This window comes from Nonomuraea fastidiosa, assembly GCF_042751225.1.
Taxonomy (GTDB): Bacteria; Actinomycetota; Actinomycetes; order Streptosporangiales; family Streptosporangiaceae; genus Nonomuraea; species Nonomuraea fastidiosa.
The window spans coordinates 1457004-1474319 of record NZ_CP170570.1; the positions used below are offsets into that span (position 1 = coordinate 1457004).

The following is a 17316-nucleotide window of genomic DNA, read 5'->3' on the forward strand; positions in this document are numbered from 1 at the left end:
CCAGGCCCGACAGTGATCAGCGCGGGCACTGTAACACCGTCCATGACGGACATCCAGGTGCCGATCGAGGTGCCTGTTGCTGCCATCCGGCAGCTTCTCCCTCCACCGCAGGAGGGTGCGCGGCCTAGTGTGCGATCGCCTGCCCGTCGGCCGACAGCAACCCCCACCCACAGGTAAGGCGGAGACCGATGATCACACACGAGGTTTCAGCGTCGCCGATCTCACACGGCGTCCGGGGCGCGCCCGCCATCGAGGTGAGCGGCCTGCGGCGGAGCTACGGTGACTTCGAGGCCGTACGCGGCATCTCCTTCCAGGTCCAGCCCGGAGAGCTGTTCGCGCTGCTGGGCACCAACGGTGCCGGCAAGACCACCACCATCGAGGTCCTGGAGGGGTTCTCCCCGCCGACCGCCGGCTCGGTCAGGGTGCTGGGCCACGACCCGTACGCCGAGCGGGCCGAGGTCCGCTCCCGCACCGGACTGATGCTGCAGGAGGGCGGGTTCTTCGGCGACCTGACCGTGGCCGAGACCGTCCGCTTCTGGCGGGACGTCTCGCCGCGCAAGCCGTACTCGGCCCTGGAGATCATGGAACGGGTCGAGCTGGCCGACAAGGCGGAGGTGCGGGTCCGGCAGCTCTCGGGCGGGCAGAAGCGCCGCCTGGACCTGGCCCTGGCCACGCTGGCCCGGCCCGAGGTGCTGTTCCTGGACGAGCCCACCACCGGCATGGACCCCGAGGCGCGCCGCAACACCTGGGCCGTCATCCGGGACCTGGTCGGCTCCGGCACCACGGTCCTGCTGACCACCCACTACCTGGAAGAGGCCGAGCAGCTCGCCGACCGGCTGGCCATCATGCACGCCGGCCGGATCGAGCTCTCGGGCACCGTCGCCGAGGTGGTGGCCGCCCACGGCCACAGCATCCGCTTCCAGCACCCCGCCCAGGTGGCCGCCCACCACCTGCCCGAGCTGGGCGGCGTGCGGCCCCAGGTGGAGGGCGGCACGGTCGAGTACCGGCTCGGCCCCGACCCCGTCGGCACCCAGCAAGCCCTGGCCCGCCTGCTGGCCTGGGCCTGCGATCACCATCTCGTCCTGACCCGGCTCGAGGTGCGCAGCGCCTCCCTGGAGGACGTCTTCCTGGAGGTGGCTCATGGCGCTTGACACGTTCCCGTCGCTGTCCCTGTCGTCGTCCCTGCGCGGCCTGCAGCCGTCGCTGCTGCTCAGCCACACCTGGCGGCTGGCCAGGCTCGACCTGACGCTGCTGTTTCGCAACCGGATGGCGTTCTTCACCGCCATCGCCTTCCCGCTGCTGCTGGGCAGCGTGGCGCTGCTGCTGCGCAGCGGGTACGTCTCCGGCGTCTCGACCGGCCTGTACACGCTGACCGGGATGCTCGCCCTGGCCGGATTCTTCGTCACGTTCATGCACCTGACGACCGTGTTCACCGTCCGGCGCGAGGAGCTCGTACTCAAGCGGATGCGCGGCAGCGTCCTGTCGGAGGCGGCGATCTTCGCCGGCAGCGGCCTGGCCACCACCCTGGTCTACGTCGCGCAGACGGCGGTGCTCATCACGCTGAGCATCGTCACCCTCGGCGGGCACCTGCCCCGCAACCCGCCGCTGCTGTTCCTTGGCGTGGTGCTGGGCTCGGTGATGTTCGTCCCGCTGGCGGCGGCCCTGTCCGGCGTGACCAAGAGCGGCGAGTCGGCGCAGATCACCGTGCTTCCGGCGATGCTCGTGCTGGCCGCCACCTCCCAGGCGAGCTTCCCGCTGACCGGCATGCCGGAGTTCCTGCAGCGCATCGCGGCCTCCATGCCGCTCTCTCCGGTCGTGGACGTCATCCGCATCGGCTACTTCGGCCTCGACATCACCACGGCCGCCCCGCATCCGGCGGTCGGCTTCGCCGAGTCGTGGGCGGTGGCCGCGCCGCGCCTGCTGCTCATCGCGGCGTGGATCGTGGCCGGGACGCTCATCGCCCGCAGGTACTTCCGCTGGGAGCCGCGCCACGGCTGATACGCGCAACTAACCCCGTTTCGGTAAAAATGCCCGGTTCTGTTCCTGGTGTTGCGTTGGAGCAGCTCAGGAAATACGTCCGGCGATGAGTCTCTTCGGTCGTGATTTGGCGATGGACCTTGGAGCCGCCAGTACGCGCATCTACGCCAAGCGCAGAGGCATCGTGCTGGACGAGCCCTCGGCCGTGATGTGCGACGGCCGCACCGGCAAGGTCATCGGGTTCGGCGCGGAAGCCGCCGCCCTCGGGGGTGGCGGCCGTACATGCTGGCCGGTGCGCGGCGGCCTGCCCGCGGACACCGAGCTGGCCAGGCGCATGATCCGGCACTTCCTGCGCAAGGTGCACTGGCACCCCTACTCCCGGCCGCGCGTCGTCATGGCGCTGCCCGGCGACTGCACGCCGATCGACCGGGCGGCGCTGCGCGACATCGCGTACGAGGCGGAGGCGAGGATCGTCCGCCTAGTGCCGCACCCGGTGGCGGCGGCGCTCGGAGCGGGCCTGGAGCTGTCGGACTGCACCGGGCACATGGTGATCGACATCGGCCGCGACAGCGCGCGCATCGCCGTGCTGTCCGGCGAGTCGGTGGTGGCGTCGGGCTCGGTCCCGTACGGAGGGCTGGCGATCAACCGGGCGATCGCCAGGTTCGTCGAGCGGGAGCACGGCCTGCTGCTCGACGACGAGGAGGCCGAGTCGGCCAAGCGCCGCTCCACGGGCATGAATCCTGAGGTCACCGTGCGGGCCAGGGACCCGGAGACCGGGCGCGAGCACGAACTGGTGCTCCCCGTGCAGAAGATCTCCGAGGCCATCGCGCCGCCGTTCGAGTCGATCGCGCGCACGGCGGTGGAGACCGTCGAGCGCTGCCCGGCCGAGCTCGCCGCCGACCTCGGCGTGCGCGGCGCGGTCGTGGTCGGAGGCGGCGCGCTGCTGCGCGGCCTGGGCCGCTGCCTGCGCGATGCGCTGTGCATGCCGGTACGCCGCGCCGAGCGCCCGCTGGAGGCCGTGGCGCTCGGGCTCGGCCGCGTCGTGGACGAACTGGGCCTGATCAGGAGGCTGCGCAGCCGCACGTGAGCGGCCCGTACCAGAGCGGCGATCCCGCGCGACCCGTCCGGAAAGCCGTACATGAGCGACCCCGTCCGGCACCGTCTGACAGGAGGCAGGCCCATGACCGTGCGCGGCATCGACCACATCGGGGTCACCGTGCCCGACCTCGAAGCGGCCACCGAGTTCTTCGCCCGGGCCTTCGGCGCCGAGGTGCTCTACGACACCCTCCCCCGCGAGCGGGGGCCAAGGGGCGGCTGGGCGATGGAGCGGCGGCTCGGCGTGCCGCAGGGCACGGTCGAGGTGGCGGTCCGCATGCTGCGCCTGCCGAACGGACCGGGAATCGAGCTGTTCGAGTTCGAGGGGCCACGGCAGGGCGGCCCCGTGGTGCCGTGTGACCTGGGGTGGCAGCACGTCGCGGTGTACGTGGACGACCTGGACGAGGCGCTGCGTCGGGTCACCGAGGCCGGCGGGACCGCGCTGACGGAGCCGGTGCCGTTGCCGGGCCCCGAGGCGGGTCCGCACAACCGGTTCGTCTACTGCCGCACGCCGTGGGGCGCGACCGTCGAGCTGGTCACGTACCCGGACGCGCAGGCGTACGAGAAGGAGACCGACCTGCGCCGCTGGCGTCCGTGAACCGGCTGAGACCCCCTCGTCCGGCGGGGGCGTCCTCGATATGGTCGAAGCGTGCGCGCCCGCCGTCACGTCCTGTCCGCGGTGCTCATCTGCGTCGCGGCGATGACGGCCTGCACGCACGCGTCCGAGCTGCCCGGCTTCGAGGAGGCCGCGCGGCAGCTCGACCACGACACCGACACTCTGCTCGGCTCCGGCCTGACCCGCTCGGCGGTGCGCCTGCTCGACGACGAGACGTGCGTGCCGGGCCAGGTGCGACACTCCGTACGCGCTGAAGGCGACCTCGCCGGCGGCTCCGACGGGCTGCTCGAACGGCTGGGCGCGCTGGGCTACGACCGCGTCGCCGACGACACCGACCTGCGCGACGACGCCGACGACGTCGCGGTCTTCCGCAACCCGCGCACCCAGGTGACGTTCGAGCTGACGCTCAACCCCCGCGACGGCGGCGACATCCGGGTGATCGGCAAGACCGTCTGCTACGCCACCGACTGACCGACCCGCCGGCCTCGGACGCGCGCCACCGGCCGTCCCCGAGCACGCGCGCCACTACGGCGTCGCCAGCGCCTCCGTCGGCGACAGCCGGGAAGCACGGACCGCCGGATAGAGGCCGGCGGCGGCGCCGATGACCAGGGTCGCGGCCAGCCCGCCCGCCGTCGCCCACGCGGGCACGACCGGCGGCCAGCCGCTGTAGAGCGCGTACGCCATCGTCACCCCCGTCCCGAGCAGCACGCCGCCGGCCCCGCCCAGCGCCGACAGCAGCAGCGACTCGGCGAGGAACTGGGTGCGGATCTGCCCCCTGGTCGCGCCGAGCGAGCGGCGCAGCCCGATCTCGGCCCGGCGCTCCAGCACGGAGATGACCATCGTGTTGGCCACGCCGACCCCGCCGACGAGCAGCGCCACCGCGCCGACGCCCAGCAGCAGGCCGGCGAACGCCTGGCTGGTCGCCTGCTTGGCGGCAAGCGCGTCGGACGGGCGGGAGACGTCCACCTCGTTGGGCGCCTGCGGGTTGGCGGTGGCGCCGAGCACCTGGCGTACGGCCTCAAGGCGCGACTCGTCCGACCGGGTGTAGACCGTGGTCGGATGCCCGTCGAAGCCCAGCAGCCGCTCCGCCACCGGCCAGCCGACGAGCACGCCGCTGTCCAGGTCGGAGGCCAGCGCCACCGGCTCAAGGACCCCGATCACGGCGAACCTGACGCCGCCCACCACGATCTGGGTGTCCGGCCCGGCCGCGCCGATGCCGAGCCGCCGGGCGGCCGTCGCGCCGACGACGGCGGCCGGGTAGCGTTCGGTGGCCGCGTTCAGCCAGGTGCCGTTGCTCAGCGTCGCGCCGATGGTGGCGGGCAGGTCGAGTCTGGCCGCGTACGTGCTGATGCCGCCGGTCTGGGCCTCGGGGATGTGCTCGGAGCGGTAGACCTTGGCCTCGGCGACCTTCCCGACGGACGAGACCGCCTGGACGGGGCCGATGCGCTCGATCATCGCCTCGGCGTCCAGCGGGAGCTGCGCCGACTCCCCCATCAGCGTCGTGCCCGAGGTGACGGTGAGCAGGTTCGTGCCCAGCGCGGAGAGCTGCCGGTCCAGCTCGGCGCCCGATGACGACGACAGCCCGACCACGCCGACCATGGCGGCGATGCCGATGGCGATGCCGAGCGCGGACAGGAACGCCCGCAGCGGCCTGGTGCGCAGGCCGACCGCGCCGACCCGCAGCACGTCGCCGGCCCGCATCCGGGCGGGGACCGGCCGGGGCCGCGCCTGCGGCGGTATCGGCCGCTCGACGATCGCCATCACGCCTCGCCCTCCCCTGTGACCGCTCCCGAAGCCACTCCCCTGGCCGCCCCCGTGACCTTTTTCCAGGCGCCGGAGAGCGCCGGTTCCGCCGGGTCCCGCGCCGAGTCGGAGACGATCTCGCCGTCGCGCATGCGCACCTGACGGGGCAGCCCGGCCGCGATCTCCCGGTCGTGGGTGATGATCACGATGGTGGTGCCGGAGGCGTTCAGCTCGCGCAGCAGCTCCATGACGCCCGCGCCGGAGACCGAGTCGAGCGCCCCGGTGGGCTCGTCGGCCAGCAGCAGCGGCGGGTCGCCCGCCACCGCCCTGGCGATCGCCACCCGCTGCCGCTCGCCGCCGGACAGCTCGTGCGGCTCGTGCTCCATGCGGTGCCCGAGCCCCACGCGTTCCAGCGCCGCGGCCGCGCGGCGGCGGCGCTCGGCCCGGCTCATACCGGTGTAGACGAGGCCGTCGGCCACGTTGTCCAGCGCCGGGACCTTCGGCGCCAGGTGGAAGGACTGGAAGACGAAGCCGATCGTGGTGGCGCGCAGCGCGGAGAGCTGGTCGTCGGTCAGCGTGGAGACGTCGTGGCCGTCGATGTGCACGCTGCCCGCCGTCGGCCGGTCGAGGGTGCCGATGACGTTGAGCATGGTCGACTTGCCCGACCCCGAAGGGCCGACGATCGCGACCAGCTCGCCGTGGCCGATGCGCAGCGAAACCGAGCGCAGCGCCGCGACCCCGCCGGGGTAGGTCCTGGACACGTTCGTGAGAGCGATCATCGGGTACGTCACTTCGGCATCCCCACGGTCATGCCCTCGGCGATCCCGTCGCCGGACACCTCCACCTTGCCCCCGGCGAACAGACCGGTCTCGACCGCCACGTACCGGGACCTGCCGCCCTCGACGATCTCCAAGCCGTATCCGCCCTCCTGCAGCGCGACGAGCGCCGCGACCGGCACGGCGAGCACGTTCTCGCGCTTGGACGCGGTGAACGTGACGTCGACCGACGCCTTGTCCAGGCCGCGCGCCGCCTTGGCCGAGCCGATCGACACCAGCGCCTCCACCCGCGTCTCCGGCTCCTCACCCTGGCCCTGGGCGGGCACGACGACGGTGGCGACCTCAGTCACCTTGCCCGGCACGCTCTCGCCGTCCGGCAGCGTGACCTGGACCTTCGCGCCCTTCTTGGCCAGCCGCTGGTCCTCGGCGTCAAGCTCCACGGTGATCACCTTCGAGGTGCCCGTGTAGGCGAGCACCTGCTGGCCGGGCTGCGCGGGACGGCCCTCCTCGGCCTCCAGGCTCTCCACGCGCACCTTGCCGGGTGCGAACACCACCCGGCCCAGCTCCACCACGCCGGTCTCGGGCAGGCCGCGGTCGTCCTGCCACTCCATGACGGCCTGTGCGGTGTCCCAGGTGTACTCGTCGTCCACGGTGAAGCCGTCGTAGCCGAGCTTGCTGAGGTTGCGTTCGAGGTTCTCGACGTCCTTGCCCGTCATGCCGGGCTTGAGGTCCCGGTACGCGGGGGTGCCGCCGTACATGAGCGTGACCGGCTGGTCGTCGATGCGGTAGAGCGACTTGCCGCGGGTGATCGTCGCGCCGCTCTCGGGCAGCCAGGTGATCGTGCCGGGCCGCCTGGCGACGGCCGTGGTGACCGGGCCGTAGCCGAGCTCGCCGTCGGCCTCCTTGGTGTCGTGGAGCGTCTGCCTGGTGATCGTCGCGGTGGCCGGCGGCAGGGCGCTCGCCGATGCGGCCGGGCTCGCGCCGCCGTCCAGCACGCCCGCGCCGGCGGCCGCGACCAGCCCGCCGCCCGCCACCGCCACCACGGCCAGCAGCCCCGCCACCACCAGCCCGCGCCTGCGGGTTCCGACTCCCATCAGAGGTCTCCCAGGCCGGCCTCACCGGCCTCCTTCTGGCACTTCTTCTTGGCCGACTCGAAGTCGGGGTCCTCGCCGACCTCCGGGGTGATGCGCATCATGCCGCCCTCGGGGTCGGGGTAGTTCTCGACGCCGTTGTCACGCATGCACTGGGCGAGCTTGCGCAGCCGCTCGGCCGTCTTGCCGTCGCCGCCGCGCTTGCCGTCGCCGCTCGGCGCGTACTGCTTGCACGCCTCCTGGGCGGCCTCCACCTTCTCTCTCGGCGTGCTCTTGTCGAAGCGCATCGTGAACCGGCCGCTGGAGTCGGGGTCCGGCACGTCGATGCCGTTCTCGCGCATGCATTGGGCGAACTTGAGCGCCTTCTCCTTCGGATCCTCGGTCGGCTGCACGCTGGCGGCGGCCTGGGTGCCCGCGCCGGTCACCGAGGCCACGTCCGCCCCGCCGCCGTCGCCGGTGCCGCACCCGGCCAGCAACCCCGCCAAGAGGCCGGTCGCCAGCAGGGTGGCGGCGCGTGCTCGTTCTCGTCCTCGCATCAGGCTCCCTTTCGTGGAGGAACGTTGTACGAGGGGAGATGGAACAGATCGGGGTGTTTCCTCCGCGTTTCCACCGGCGGCTTACCTGGAGCGAACGCCGCATGCAGCACACTCGGCTTCGTCAGCGAGCTTCGTCGCGAGCTTCGTCAGCGAGAGGAAGGGACCTGAGGAACGTCATGCGGGTGCTGGTGGTTGAGGACGAGCCGATGCTCGCCGACGCGATCGCCGAGTGGCTGCGTGAGGAGACGCATGCGGTGGATCTGGCGCACGACGGGGAGGCCGCGCTCGAACGCATCGCGGTCAACGACTACGACGTGGTCGTGCTGGACCGGGATCTGCCGCGCGTACACGGGGACCAGGTGTGCAGGGAGATGGTGGCCGCCGAGTGCGCCGCGCGGGTGCTGATGCTCACGGCCGCCGCGCAGCTCGACGACCGGGTGACCGGGCTGTCGCTGGGCGCCGACGACTACCTGACGAAGCCGTTCGCGTTCCCCGAGCTGGCGGCGCGGGTGCTGGCGCTGGGGCGGCGCTCGCGGCCCGCCGTGCCGCCCGTGCTGCGGCGGGCCGGGATCACGCTCGACCCGGCGCGCAGGGAGGTCTTCAGAAACGGGCGCTTCGTGCCGCTGTCGAAGAAGGAGTTCGCCGTGCTGGCCGAGCTGATGCGCGCCGGCGGCTGCGTGGTCTCGTCGGAGCAGCTCCTGGAGAAGGCGTGGGACGAGAACGCCGACCCGTTCACCGGCGCCGTCCGCCTGACCATTCTCAAGCTGCGCCGCAAGCTGGGCGACCCGCCGGTCGTGGAGACCGTGCCGGGCGTCGGCTACCGCATCCCATGAGCCGTCCCGTCGGCCTCGCGGCCCCGGCCCGCCTGCTGCGCAGGCCGCGGCCCACGCTGCGGCTGCGGCTCACGCTCGTCTACAGCGTGCTGTTCCTGCTGGCCGGCCTGGCTCTGCTCGCGGTGACGTACCTGCTGTTCGACCAGCAGCTCAAGGCCATCTTCGAGCGCCAGTACGCCTCCGAGCCCGGCAAGCACAAAGAGCTTTTCATCACGAGGAACGGCGTCACGCTCTCCGGCGAGGCGGCCCTGGAGTGGCTGCGCGAGCAGCAGGCCGGCGTGCACGACGCCGCCGTCACCTCGCTCATCGTCCAGGGCGCGCTCGCGCTGCTGCTGGTCGGCGGCCTCGCCGTGGGGCTCGGATGGGTGGTCGCGGGCCGCGTGCTCGCCCCGCTGAACCTGGTGACCGAGACCGCGCGCAGGATCGCCGCCGCCCCCATGGCCGAGCGCGGGCTGTCCGAGCGCATCGCGCTGCGCGGGCCCGACGACGAGGTCAAGGACCTGGCGGACACGTTCGACACCATGGTGGAGCGGCTCGACCGCTCCTTCGACGGGCAGCGCAGGTTCGTCGCGAACGCCTCACATGAGCTGCGCACGCCGCTGACGCTCAACAGGGCGCTGGTGGAGCTGGCCATGCACCGCCGTACGGCGTCGCCCGACGTCAAGGAGCTGGGCGAGAGCCTGCTGGAGATCAACGCCAGGCACGAACGCCTCATCAGCGGACTGCTCCTGCTGGCGAGGTCGGAGCAGGAGCTGGCCGACCGGGCGCCGGTGGACCTCGCGGACGTGGTCACGCACGTGATCGAGCAGAGCGCCGGAGCCGCCGAGTCCGCCGGGGTCACCCTGAAGGAGGTCACCGGCCCCGCCCCCACCACCGGTGACGCGCTGCTGCTCGAACGCCTCGTGCACAACCTGGTGGAGAACGGCGTCCGCTACAACGTGACCGACGGCACCGGCTGGGTGCGGGTGGAGAGCAGGACCGCGTCAGAGGAGACGGTCGAGGTGGAGGTGTCCAACACCGGGCCGAACGTGCCGCCCTACGACGTGCCGCTGCTGTTCAAGCCGTTCCACCGCATCGGGGACGAGCGGGCCGTGACCGGGACGAGCGCGGGTCTCGGTCTGTCGATCGTCCGGTCTGTGGCGGTGGCGCACGGCGGGGACGTACGGGCGCGGCCCCGCGAGGGCGGCGGGCTGGTCGTGATCGTGTCACTCCCCCGAGCGCGCTGACGCCCCGCTCTGCAAGGTCGTCTCACTCCGCGTGCCGACGCCCCGCCGTGCAAGGCCCTCTCACTCCGCACGCCGACGCCCCACTTTGTCAGGCCGTCTCACTTCGCGTCCGGGAGCACCGCCACGGCCTCGACCTCCACGAGCTGGTCGAAGTACCCCAGCACAGTGACGCCGAGCAGCGTGCTCGGGGGCTCGTGCTCCCCCATGTACTCGCGGTAGACGTTCCACGCCGTCACGAGGTCCTTCTGGTCGCTGGAGGCGACGTACACGGTGGTCTTCACAACGTCGGTGAGCGCGGCGCCCGCGCTTTCGAGCGCGCTGATGAGGTTGCGCATCACCTGGTGGGTCTGCCCGGCGTAGTCGCCGACGGCCACCGTGGCCCCGTCGGCGTCGAGCGGGCAGGCTCCGGCCACCCAGATGGAGCGGAGCGGCGCGTCGGTAGTGGCGGCATACGCGTAATCGACCTTGGCCAGCCGGTCGTCGCGGACGAGTCGGACACCTGAAGTCATGACCGGTTTCCTATCAGTTGCCCGGATGACGATGCATCTGAATTGCGGTTGGATAACCGTGTCACCCGAGCGTGCCCGAGCTTCGTCCTTTCTCGTGCACCTCGTCCGTCGCAAGGAGAACCGTCGTGCGCGTCCTGCCGGCCGTCTTATCCGCCGCCGCCGTCTTCTCGTTACTCCCCGTGCCGGCCGCCCACGCGGCCGCCCCGATCCAGTACAGCTGCAAGATCGGCGGCACCACGCAGGAGGTCGGCATCGACGTGGAGCTGACCGTGCCGGCGCAGGCCGAGGTGAACGAGGAGCTGACGATCGGCTGGACCGGCTCGTACGCGGGCGACTCCGAGCTGATCGCCCCCGCCACCGGGTTAGAAGGCGACATCAAGATGTACGCCTACGCCGGCATCAGCGGCATCCCGAACTTCACCTCGGCCACCGGCGTCGCCGAGATCGGCACCGTCATCCCCGGCGAGGCCATCCCGCTCCCCACCACCAGGGTCGAGCTCAAGACGACTCCCAGGAACACCGGCACCGGAAAGGTCCACGCCGCCTCGATCAACTTCGGCCTGACGAACACGGATCCGCTGATCGAGTGCGAACCCTCCGACACGGCCACCAGGACCGAGTACACCATCACGGTCGGCACGGGCCAGGGCTCTCCCACCACCTCGTCCAGCCCCACGGCGGACGACACGGAGAGCACGACCCCCACCCCGGACGAGACCGACGACACCGACGAGACGGGCGACCTTGACGGGACCGACGAGGACGCCGAGGAGACCCCTGCCGAGGTGCCGTCAGGCGGCGCGGACACGGGCGGCGGCGGCCTGGCGGGCCCGGACGGCCGGGCACTGATGGGGATCGGCCTGGTGATCTTCCTGGCCTCACTCACCGGCCTGCGCCTGCGCAGACCCCGCCGCACCTGACCGCGCCCGACCCGTGCCGAACTCGCCGCACCCGACCGCGCCCGACCGGTGCCGAACTCGCCATATCTGACCGCGCCCGGTCCGCACTGGACCCGCGGCACCTGACCGCGCCCGGCCCGTACTGGACCCGCCCCGCCCGGCCCATCACCCGCACCGACCGTCTCGTTGCGCCGCCGACGATGCGCTGCCCTGTGGTCAAACCATTGAACTGAGGCCCGCGCGACGCTACCGTTCACCCTCAAGGACTTCTTGCTGTGAGTAGTATTTTACCGATTGAGGTCTGCCCATGCTCAGACGAGCGACGTTCCCCCTCATCGCGGGCTTACTGACGGCCGCGACGACCGCGCTTCCCGTACAGGCCGCCCCTCCCCAGCAGATCGTGTACGTCGCCGAGAACGGCAGCGACGACGCGACCGGCACCATCAACGACCCGTTCGCCACGATTGAACGCGCCCGCGACGCGCTGGCCGGCAAGACCAGCCGCAACCGCCCCGGCGTCGTCTACATCCGCGCTGGCGTCTACCAGACCGCGAAGACGGTCGAGGTGCGCGGCCCGGAGCACTCGTACGTCACCTACGCCGCCTACCCGGGCGAGCAGGTCGAGCTGGCCGGCGTCACCACGCTCGCACCGGAGAAGTTCCGCAGGCTGAGCGACCTGCCGGCCGACGACGCGAAGTGGTCGTCGAAGGCCCGCGTCCCCGAATCGGCCGCCCCGAACGTCTGGGTCTACGACCTCGGCGCGGAGGGCATCCCCACGGGCACGCTCAACAAGAACGGCTTCAACTGGAAGCCGCAGCCGTACGCGCCCGAGCTCATCACCGACGACGTCGCCCAGACGCTGGCGCAGTACCCCAACGGGGACGCCAAGCTCACCAGGGACCACCTGACCGTCAAGGTGGCCCCGAAGGGCGCCCGCGACTACTTCTCCGACAAGACGCCCGACGGCACGACGCTGCCGTACGAGGAGATGCTCAAGCTCCCCGGCCCCGTCTACACGGTCGAGGACGCGGACCTGGCGGCCAGGTATGAGAAGTGGGCCAAGCCGCCGGGCGCCGAGACCCCGGACGGCACGCAGGTCGAGACGGACGGCTGGCTGTCCGGATATTTCGGTAACAACTACGCGAACGACCGCATCCGCATCGACACCGTCGGCGGCGGCGACATCACCACCTACTACCCCACCATGTACGTCGCCACCGACAAGTGGTCCTCGTTCGTGGCCCAGAACGTGCTGAGCGAGCTGGACACCGAGGGCGAGTACTACATCGACCGCTGGCAGGGCCACGACACGCTCTACTACTACCCGCCCGGCGGCACGGTCGAGGGCAAGGAGATCAGCCTCACCTCGTTCGACGCCCCCTTCTTCCAGCTCGAGAACGTCACCGGCGTGACGCTCAAGGGCCTGCGCATGAACGGCACCACAGGGGCCGGCATCCGCCTGCTGGACGCCGAGTCGTGCACGATCGACGGCGTCGAGATCCTCAACGTCAGCATGGACGCGGTGCAGATCGGCGAGGCCAACGACGCGATCACCGCCATCGCCGAGTACCGCACCAGCCGGGGCGGCCACCACAACCGGGTGATCAACAGCCGGCTGCACGACCTCGGCGGCGGCGGGGTCTTCACGGCGGGCGGCGACCGCGACTCGCTCGAACGCGGCGACCACGTGGTGGAGCACAACGAGATCTATGACTTCTCGAAGCTCGCGACGTACACGCCGGCGGGCTACATGTACGGGGTCGGGAACACGTTCCGGTACAACCACGTGCACGACGCGCCGCACATGGCGATCCAGATCATGGGCAACGACATGGTGATCAGCCACAACAGGTTCGAGCGGCTGGTCACGCACGCCTCCGACCAGGGCGTGATCTACTCGGGCCGCGACTACACGTATCTGAACAACGTGGTGGCGTACAACCTGTTCAAGGACATCGGCGCGGACGGCAACCAGGCCGTCTACATGGACGACGGCATGTCGGGGATGGTCGTGCACCACAACGTCTTCGACAACGTCCAGCACGGGCTGTTCTACCAGGCGGGGCACAGCAACGTGGCGCGCGACAACGTGTTCGTGAACGTGACGTACATCGGCCACGACAAGCTCTACCACGAGGGCGGCAAGCGGCTGCCGGTGCCCAACGCCAAGGTCGTGACCGAGCGCTTCAACGACATGCTGAAGGCCGGCGACGGCACCGGCTTCACCAACACCAGGGAGAACGTGGAGAAGTGGTACCGCCACTACGCCAGGCAGTACCCGAACATCCGCGACTGGTACGTGCCGTCCGACGCCCAGGGCGTGCCGTGCACGGCGGTCGGCGAGACCGAATGCACCGACGAGCAGGTGTGGAGCGACCCGAACTCGGTGTACGTGCCCGCGAACAACGTGCTGACCAGGTCGGTCAGCATCGGTAGCGGCGACTTCGCCTACACCGACGACGCGGGCGGGCTGAGCGTGAAGACGTTCAACCCGGGCTTCGACTCCTTCAACGCCAAGGCGGCCACGCCGGAGGAGGCGGGCTTCGACCCGGCAACGTGGCGCTTCGACGCGCGTAACACGCCGCTGAACAGGACGGAGGGCTTCGGACCCGCGTGGGTGCGCGAGTGGAACCGCACCTTCAGCCTGGACGGCGTCGGCCCCAGGGCGACGCGATGAGGGCTCAAGGCCGGTGAGAACACTTCGGGCGCTCACCTCGCGAGGTGAGCGCCCGATCCGGTACGCCGCCAGGGACTCGAACCCCGGACCCGCTGATTAAGAGTCAGCTGCTCTGACCAACTGAGCTAGCGGCGCGCTGGCAGGAATGAATATACCGGTGATCGCCATCCTGGTCGAATCGGAATCCGGAGGACAGGCCACGCTAGAATAAAATTCGGTACTTCCGGCTCCGGCAGACAGGATTCTTGGATGTTCGACTCCCCCGCCGACGTGACGGAGCGGCTCGCCGCCGTGGACTACCTCTCCGACGACGCCATCTCCACCTCGGTGTTCCTGGCCGCCGCGCTGGGCAAGCCGCTGCTGGTCGAAGGGCCGGCCGGAGTGGGCAAGACGCAGCTCGCCAAGGCCGTCGCCCAGGCGACCGGCGCAGACCTCATCAGGCTGCAGTGCTACGAGGGACTCGACGAGTCCAGAGCACTCTACGAGTGGAACTACAAAAAGCAGCTCCTGCGCATCCAGGCGACCAACGCCGACGACGACATCTTCAGCGAGGAGTTCCTGCTGGAGCGCCCCCTGCTCAAGGCGGTGCGGGCGCAGGAGCCGACCGTGCTGCTCATCGACGAGACCGACAAGGCGGACGTCGAGGTCGAGGGCCTGCTGCTGGAGCTGCTGTCGGACTTCCAGGTGACGATCCCCGAGCTGGGCACCATCGCCGCCACCCGCCGCCCGTACGTCGTGCTGACCTCCAACGCCACCCGCGAGCTGTCGGAGGCGCTCAAGCGGCGCTGCCTCTACCTGCACATCGAATACCCGACCCCCGAGCGCGAGCGCGACATCGTGCTGGCCCAGGTGCCCGGCTTCCGCGCCGACCTGGCCGAGCAGCTCGCGCGTACGGTCGCCACGCTGCGCTCGCTGGAGCTGAAGAAGGCGCCGTCGGTGGCCGAGACCGTCGACTGGGCCAACACGCTGCTCGCGCTCGGCCGCGACGAGCTGGACGAGGCGACCGTGGCCGGCACGCTCGGCGTGGTGCTCAAACACGCCTCCGACCAGGCGCGGGCGATCAAGGAGCTGGGGCTGCCCGATGCCTGAGACCGGCTCGCTGGTCGACCGGCACATCGGCTTCGTGCACGCGCTGCGCGAGGCCGGGCTGCCGGTGTCGATCGCGGAAGGGCTGGACGCGGCCAACGCGCTGCGGGTCATCGACCTGGCCGACCGGGAGTCGCTGCGGGAGGCGTACGCCGCCACGCTGGTGAAGAGGCCCGTGCACCGGCCGGGGTTCGACGTGCTGTTCGACCTGTGGTTCCCGGCGTCCACCACCGGGCTGCGGGCACGGCGCCCCGGCCGCGAGCGCATCGACTTCGCGACGGCCGACGTCAAGGAGCTGCGCGAGCACCTGGCGGACCTGCTGACCGGCTCCACCGACCAGGAGATGCGCGCGTTCGCCGAGGCCATGGTGGAGCGGTTCGGCCGGCAGGAGGCCGCTCCCGGGCGGCAGAACTGGTTCTCCTACAGCGTGCTGCGCGCCCTGTCGCCCGAGACGCTGATGGCCGGCATCCTGCGCGCGGTGCTGCAGGGCCGCGAGCGCGGCGGGCTGGCGGAGAAGACGGTGCGGCAGGGCGTCACCGCGAACATCCGGCGCTTCGAGGAGGCGGTGGCCACCGACGTGCGCCGCCGCATCGCCGAGGACGCCGGGATCGAGCGCATCGCGCGCTCCGCCGTACGCCCTCCGCTCGACCAGATCGACTTCCTCCGCATCACCAGGGCCGACCTGGCGCAGCTGCGCAGGGAGGTGCACCCGCTGGCCCGCCGGCTGGCCGCGCGCCTTGCGATGCGGCAGCGCAAGGGCAAGCGCGGCCGGCTCGACTTCCGCAGGACCATGCGGGCCTCGCTGCAAAGCGGCGGCGTGCCGCTCACCACGCACCTCCGCCCGCCCCGGCCGCACAAGCCCGAGCTGGTGGTCCTCTGCGACACCAGCGACTCGGTCTCGTCGTTCGCGCACTTCACGCTGCTGCTCACGTACGCGCTGCGCGAGCAGTTCACGAAGGTGCGGGCGTTCGGGTTCGTCGACACCGTGGATGAGATCACCCGGTTCTTCCAGCCCGGCTCCGACGTGGTCGAGGCGATGACCAGGCTCGCCAACGAGGCCGACATGGTGCGCTTCGGCCGCACCAACTACGGGAACGCGCTGGAGCGGTTCGCCGAGCGGTACGGCGACGCGCTCGGCCCGAAGACGTCGCTGCTGATCCTGGGCGACGCCCGCTCCAACTACCAGCCGCCCGCGCTCGACGTGCTCAGGTCGCTGGTGTCGCGGTGCCGGCACGCGTACTGGCTGAACCCGGAGCCGCGGCAGCAGTGGGACACCGGCGACTCGGTGGCGGGCGAGTACGGCACCGTCGTGCCCATGTACGAGTGCCGCAACGTCGCCCAGCTCACCGCGTTCATCGAGACCCTGGCGTGACCGGCCCGGTCAGACGCGCTGCAGCTCCCGGGCCGCGGTGCGGGCGAGCACCTCGACCTGCGCCGGGCTGAGCACGTCGCGGTCAGCGGCCTTGATGAGCTTGGCCATCGTGCGCGGCTTGGCCAGCGTCAGGCCCTCGGCCGAGACCACGCCGTTCCTGGGCAGCAGACCGCAGTGGACGGCGAGCATGGGCGTGATGCTCACCTGGATGCCGGTCTCGCGGCTGAGCAGCTCGGCGAACTTCTCCGCCTGCTCGACCAGCGGCTTGGCGGTCTTGCTTCCGTACTTCTCACCGAAGAACAGCCGGCCCGCGTAGCAGGCGATCTCGGTGTCGGGGCTCCACGACTCGTTGTCGATGATCCACACGCCGCCGGGGCCGATCACCAGGTGGTCGATGGAGGCCTGCCCGCGGATCGCCCGGCCGTCGAGCACGTGGTAGTCGTGGCGGCGCAGCGAACGGCGTAGCAGGCGTCCCATGATGACCTCGCCGCGCTTGGCTCCGCGCCAGACGGCGGTCTTGCGGAAGCTGTAGATGTCGTACAGCCAGTCGCCGCCGAAGACGAGCGCCGCCGCCAGCAGGCCGGTGAACGCGGAACCCCCCGTGAGCCCGAACCTGAGACCGAGCGCCACACCGATGATGAAACCCACAGCGGCCTTGACGTACCTGCGCTTGAGCCGGTTGGGCGCGTCGTCGCGCCAGAATTTCTCGTACCACCACTGCGGGGATGAGCCAGTGTACTTCTCGTTGGGCTGCACGTAGATAGAGCCACCGGGCACGGCAAACTCCCCGAAAGTCGTCGTAGTGCAGGATCTGCCACGCCGAAGATCCCTCGCCGGTCAAGGGATACCCATTCCCCGACCAAGGTGAGCCTAAGGTGAG

17 protein-coding genes and 1 tRNA gene are annotated in these 17316 nt (G+C 71.0%); 11 read left to right on the plus strand and 7 right to left on the minus strand.

All coding sequences use genetic code 11. The features are described 5' to 3' along the window. Window positions 1-188 precede the first annotated feature (188 nt). From ACFMQL_RS06525 to ACFMQL_RS06545, 5 genes are all read left to right on the plus strand, one after another. Window positions 189-1151 carry an ABC transporter ATP-binding protein gene (locus ACFMQL_RS06525; protein ID WP_364058552.1) on the plus strand — a complete coding sequence of 321 codons (963 nt, stop codon included), beginning with the start codon at window positions 189-191 and terminating at the stop codon, window positions 1149-1151. Further along, the gene (locus ACFMQL_RS06530; protein ID WP_378784928.1) at window positions 1141-1998 is read left to right on the plus strand and encodes an ABC transporter permease; all 858 of its coding nucleotides are present in this window, start codon (window positions 1141-1143) and stop codon (window positions 1996-1998) included. The genes ACFMQL_RS06525 and ACFMQL_RS06530 overlap by 11 nt, the downstream gene beginning before the upstream one ends. A 112-nt stretch (window positions 1999-2110) precedes the next feature. Then, a complete protein-coding gene (locus ACFMQL_RS06535) occupies window positions 2111-3064 on the plus strand; it encodes a rod shape-determining protein (protein WP_364058558.1) in 954 nt (317 codons plus the stop codon). Window positions 3065-3157: 93 nt separating this feature from the next. Beyond that, window positions 3158-3670 (plus strand): VOC family protein, encoded by a 513-nt coding sequence (locus tag ACFMQL_RS06540; RefSeq protein ID WP_364058561.1) that lies wholly within the window; start codon window positions 3158-3160, stop codon window positions 3668-3670. A gap of 51 nt (window positions 3671-3721) precedes the next feature. Then, window positions 3722-4159: a hypothetical protein gene (locus ACFMQL_RS06545; protein WP_364058564.1), complete on the plus strand. Its 438-nt coding sequence runs from the start codon at window positions 3722-3724 to the stop codon at window positions 4157-4159. Window positions 4160-4213: 54 nt separating this feature from the next. On the opposite strand, the gene ACFMQL_RS06550 is transcribed toward ACFMQL_RS06545, so the two are convergent. From ACFMQL_RS06550 to ACFMQL_RS06565, 4 genes are read right to left on the minus strand one after another with little or no spacing between them, the layout of a single operon-like run. Continuing rightward, window positions 4214-5449 (minus strand): ABC transporter permease, encoded by a 1236-nt coding sequence (locus tag ACFMQL_RS06550; protein WP_364059558.1) that lies wholly within the window; start codon window positions 5447-5449, stop codon window positions 4214-4216. After that, window positions 5449-6210, minus strand: coding sequence for an ABC transporter ATP-binding protein (locus ACFMQL_RS06555; protein WP_378784929.1), 762 nt, complete (start codon window positions 6208-6210; stop codon window positions 5449-5451). The genes ACFMQL_RS06550 and ACFMQL_RS06555 overlap by 1 nt, the downstream gene beginning before the upstream one ends. An 8-nt stretch (window positions 6211-6218) precedes the next feature. After that, a complete protein-coding gene (locus ACFMQL_RS06560) occupies window positions 6219-7301 on the minus strand; it encodes a peptidoglycan-binding protein (protein ID WP_364058570.1) in 1083 nt (360 codons plus the stop codon). Then, window positions 7301-7834, minus strand: coding sequence for a hypothetical protein (locus ACFMQL_RS06565; RefSeq protein ID WP_378784931.1), 534 nt, complete (start codon window positions 7832-7834; stop codon window positions 7301-7303). The genes ACFMQL_RS06560 and ACFMQL_RS06565 overlap by 1 nt, the downstream gene beginning before the upstream one ends. A gap of 176 nt (window positions 7835-8010) precedes the next feature. Between ACFMQL_RS06565 and ACFMQL_RS06570 the strand changes: the two genes are divergently transcribed. Further along, complete coding sequence (locus tag ACFMQL_RS06570) at window positions 8011-8667, plus strand: response regulator transcription factor (protein ID WP_364058576.1); 657 nt, start codon at window positions 8011-8013, stop codon at window positions 8665-8667. After that, window positions 8664-9893 (plus strand): sensor histidine kinase, encoded by a 1230-nt coding sequence (locus ACFMQL_RS06575; protein WP_378784933.1) that lies wholly within the window; start codon window positions 8664-8666, stop codon window positions 9891-9893. Before ACFMQL_RS06570 ends, ACFMQL_RS06575 begins: the two co-directional genes overlap by 4 nt. Window positions 9894-9991: 98 nt before the next feature. Here ACFMQL_RS06575 and ACFMQL_RS06580 read toward each other — a convergent pair whose 3' ends face one another. Beyond that, a complete protein-coding gene (locus ACFMQL_RS06580) occupies window positions 9992-10402 on the minus strand; it encodes a RidA family protein (protein WP_364058582.1) in 411 nt (136 codons plus the stop codon). A 125-nt stretch (window positions 10403-10527) separates the two neighbouring features. On the opposite strand from ACFMQL_RS06580, the gene ACFMQL_RS06585 reads away from it, so the two are divergent. Further along, on the plus strand, window positions 10528-11322 hold the full coding sequence (locus tag ACFMQL_RS06585) for a hypothetical protein (RefSeq protein ID WP_378784935.1): 795 nt from the start codon (window positions 10528-10530) through the stop codon (window positions 11320-11322). Window positions 11323-11608: 286 nt separating this feature from the next. Next, a complete protein-coding gene (locus tag ACFMQL_RS06590; RefSeq protein WP_378784937.1) occupies window positions 11609-13978 on the plus strand; it encodes a right-handed parallel beta-helix repeat-containing protein in 2370 nt (789 codons plus the stop codon). Between the two features lie 61 nt (window positions 13979-14039). On the opposite strand, the gene ACFMQL_RS06595 is transcribed toward ACFMQL_RS06590, so the two are convergent. Continuing rightward, window positions 14040-14113 (minus strand) — tRNA-Lys (locus tag ACFMQL_RS06595). Window positions 14114-14227: 114 nt separating this feature from the next. Here ACFMQL_RS06595 and ACFMQL_RS06600 point away from each other — a divergent pair. Beyond that, window positions 14228-15067 (plus strand): MoxR family ATPase, encoded by an 840-nt coding sequence (locus tag ACFMQL_RS06600; protein WP_364058590.1) that lies wholly within the window; start codon window positions 14228-14230, stop codon window positions 15065-15067. After that, a complete protein-coding gene (locus ACFMQL_RS06605) occupies window positions 15060-16436 on the plus strand; it encodes a VWA domain-containing protein (RefSeq protein ID WP_364058593.1) in 1377 nt (458 codons plus the stop codon). The genes ACFMQL_RS06600 and ACFMQL_RS06605 overlap by 8 nt, the downstream gene beginning before the upstream one ends. 9 nt (window positions 16437-16445) lie before the next feature. On the opposite strand, the gene ACFMQL_RS06610 is transcribed toward ACFMQL_RS06605, so the two are convergent. Beyond that, complete coding sequence (locus ACFMQL_RS06610) at window positions 16446-17213, minus strand: nuclease-related domain-containing protein (protein ID WP_364058596.1); 768 nt, start codon at window positions 17211-17213, stop codon at window positions 16446-16448. Between the last annotated feature and the right edge of the window lie 103 nt (window positions 17214-17316).

What these genes read in the sequence shown, in the direction of transcription:
- ACFMQL_RS06525 (WP_364058552.1), top strand. Translation starts at nt 189, where the DNA reads ATGATCACACACGAGGTTTCAGCGTCGCCGATCTCACACGGCGTCCGG.
- ACFMQL_RS06530 (WP_378784928.1), top strand. Translation starts at nt 1,141, where the DNA reads ATGGCGCTTGACACGTTCCCGTCGCTGTCCCTGTCGTCGTCCCTGCGC.
- ACFMQL_RS06535 (WP_364058558.1), top strand. Translation starts at nt 2,111, where the DNA reads ATGGACCTTGGAGCCGCCAGTACGCGCATCTACGCCAAGCGCAGAGGC.
- ACFMQL_RS06540 (WP_364058561.1), top strand. Translation starts at nt 3,158, where the DNA reads ATGACCGTGCGCGGCATCGACCACATCGGGGTCACCGTGCCCGACCTC.
- ACFMQL_RS06550 (WP_364059558.1), bottom strand. Translation starts at nt 5,449, where the DNA reads ATGGCGATCGTCGAGCGGCCGATACCGCCGCAGGCGCGGCCCCGGCCG.
- ACFMQL_RS06555 (WP_378784929.1), bottom strand. Translation starts at nt 6,210, where the DNA reads ATGATCGCTCTCACGAACGTGTCCAGGACCTACCCCGGCGGGGTCGCG.
- ACFMQL_RS06560 (WP_364058570.1), bottom strand. Translation starts at nt 7,301, where the DNA reads ATGGGAGTCGGAACCCGCAGGCGCGGGCTGGTGGTGGCGGGGCTGCTG.
- ACFMQL_RS06565 (WP_378784931.1), bottom strand. Translation starts at nt 7,834, where the DNA reads ATGCGAGGACGAGAACGAGCACGCGCCGCCACCCTGCTGGCGACCGGC.
- ACFMQL_RS06570 (WP_364058576.1), top strand. Translation starts at nt 8,011, where the DNA reads ATGCGGGTGCTGGTGGTTGAGGACGAGCCGATGCTCGCCGACGCGATC.
- ACFMQL_RS06575 (WP_378784933.1), top strand. Translation starts at nt 8,664, where the DNA reads ATGAGCCGTCCCGTCGGCCTCGCGGCCCCGGCCCGCCTGCTGCGCAGG.
- ACFMQL_RS06580 (WP_364058582.1), bottom strand. Translation starts at nt 10,402, where the DNA reads ATGACTTCAGGTGTCCGACTCGTCCGCGACGACCGGCTGGCCAAGGTC.
- ACFMQL_RS06590 (WP_378784937.1), top strand. Translation starts at nt 11,609, where the DNA reads ATGCTCAGACGAGCGACGTTCCCCCTCATCGCGGGCTTACTGACGGCC.
- ACFMQL_RS06600 (WP_364058590.1), top strand. Translation starts at nt 14,228, where the DNA reads ATGTTCGACTCCCCCGCCGACGTGACGGAGCGGCTCGCCGCCGTGGAC.
- ACFMQL_RS06605 (WP_364058593.1), top strand. Translation starts at nt 15,060, where the DNA reads ATGCCTGAGACCGGCTCGCTGGTCGACCGGCACATCGGCTTCGTGCAC.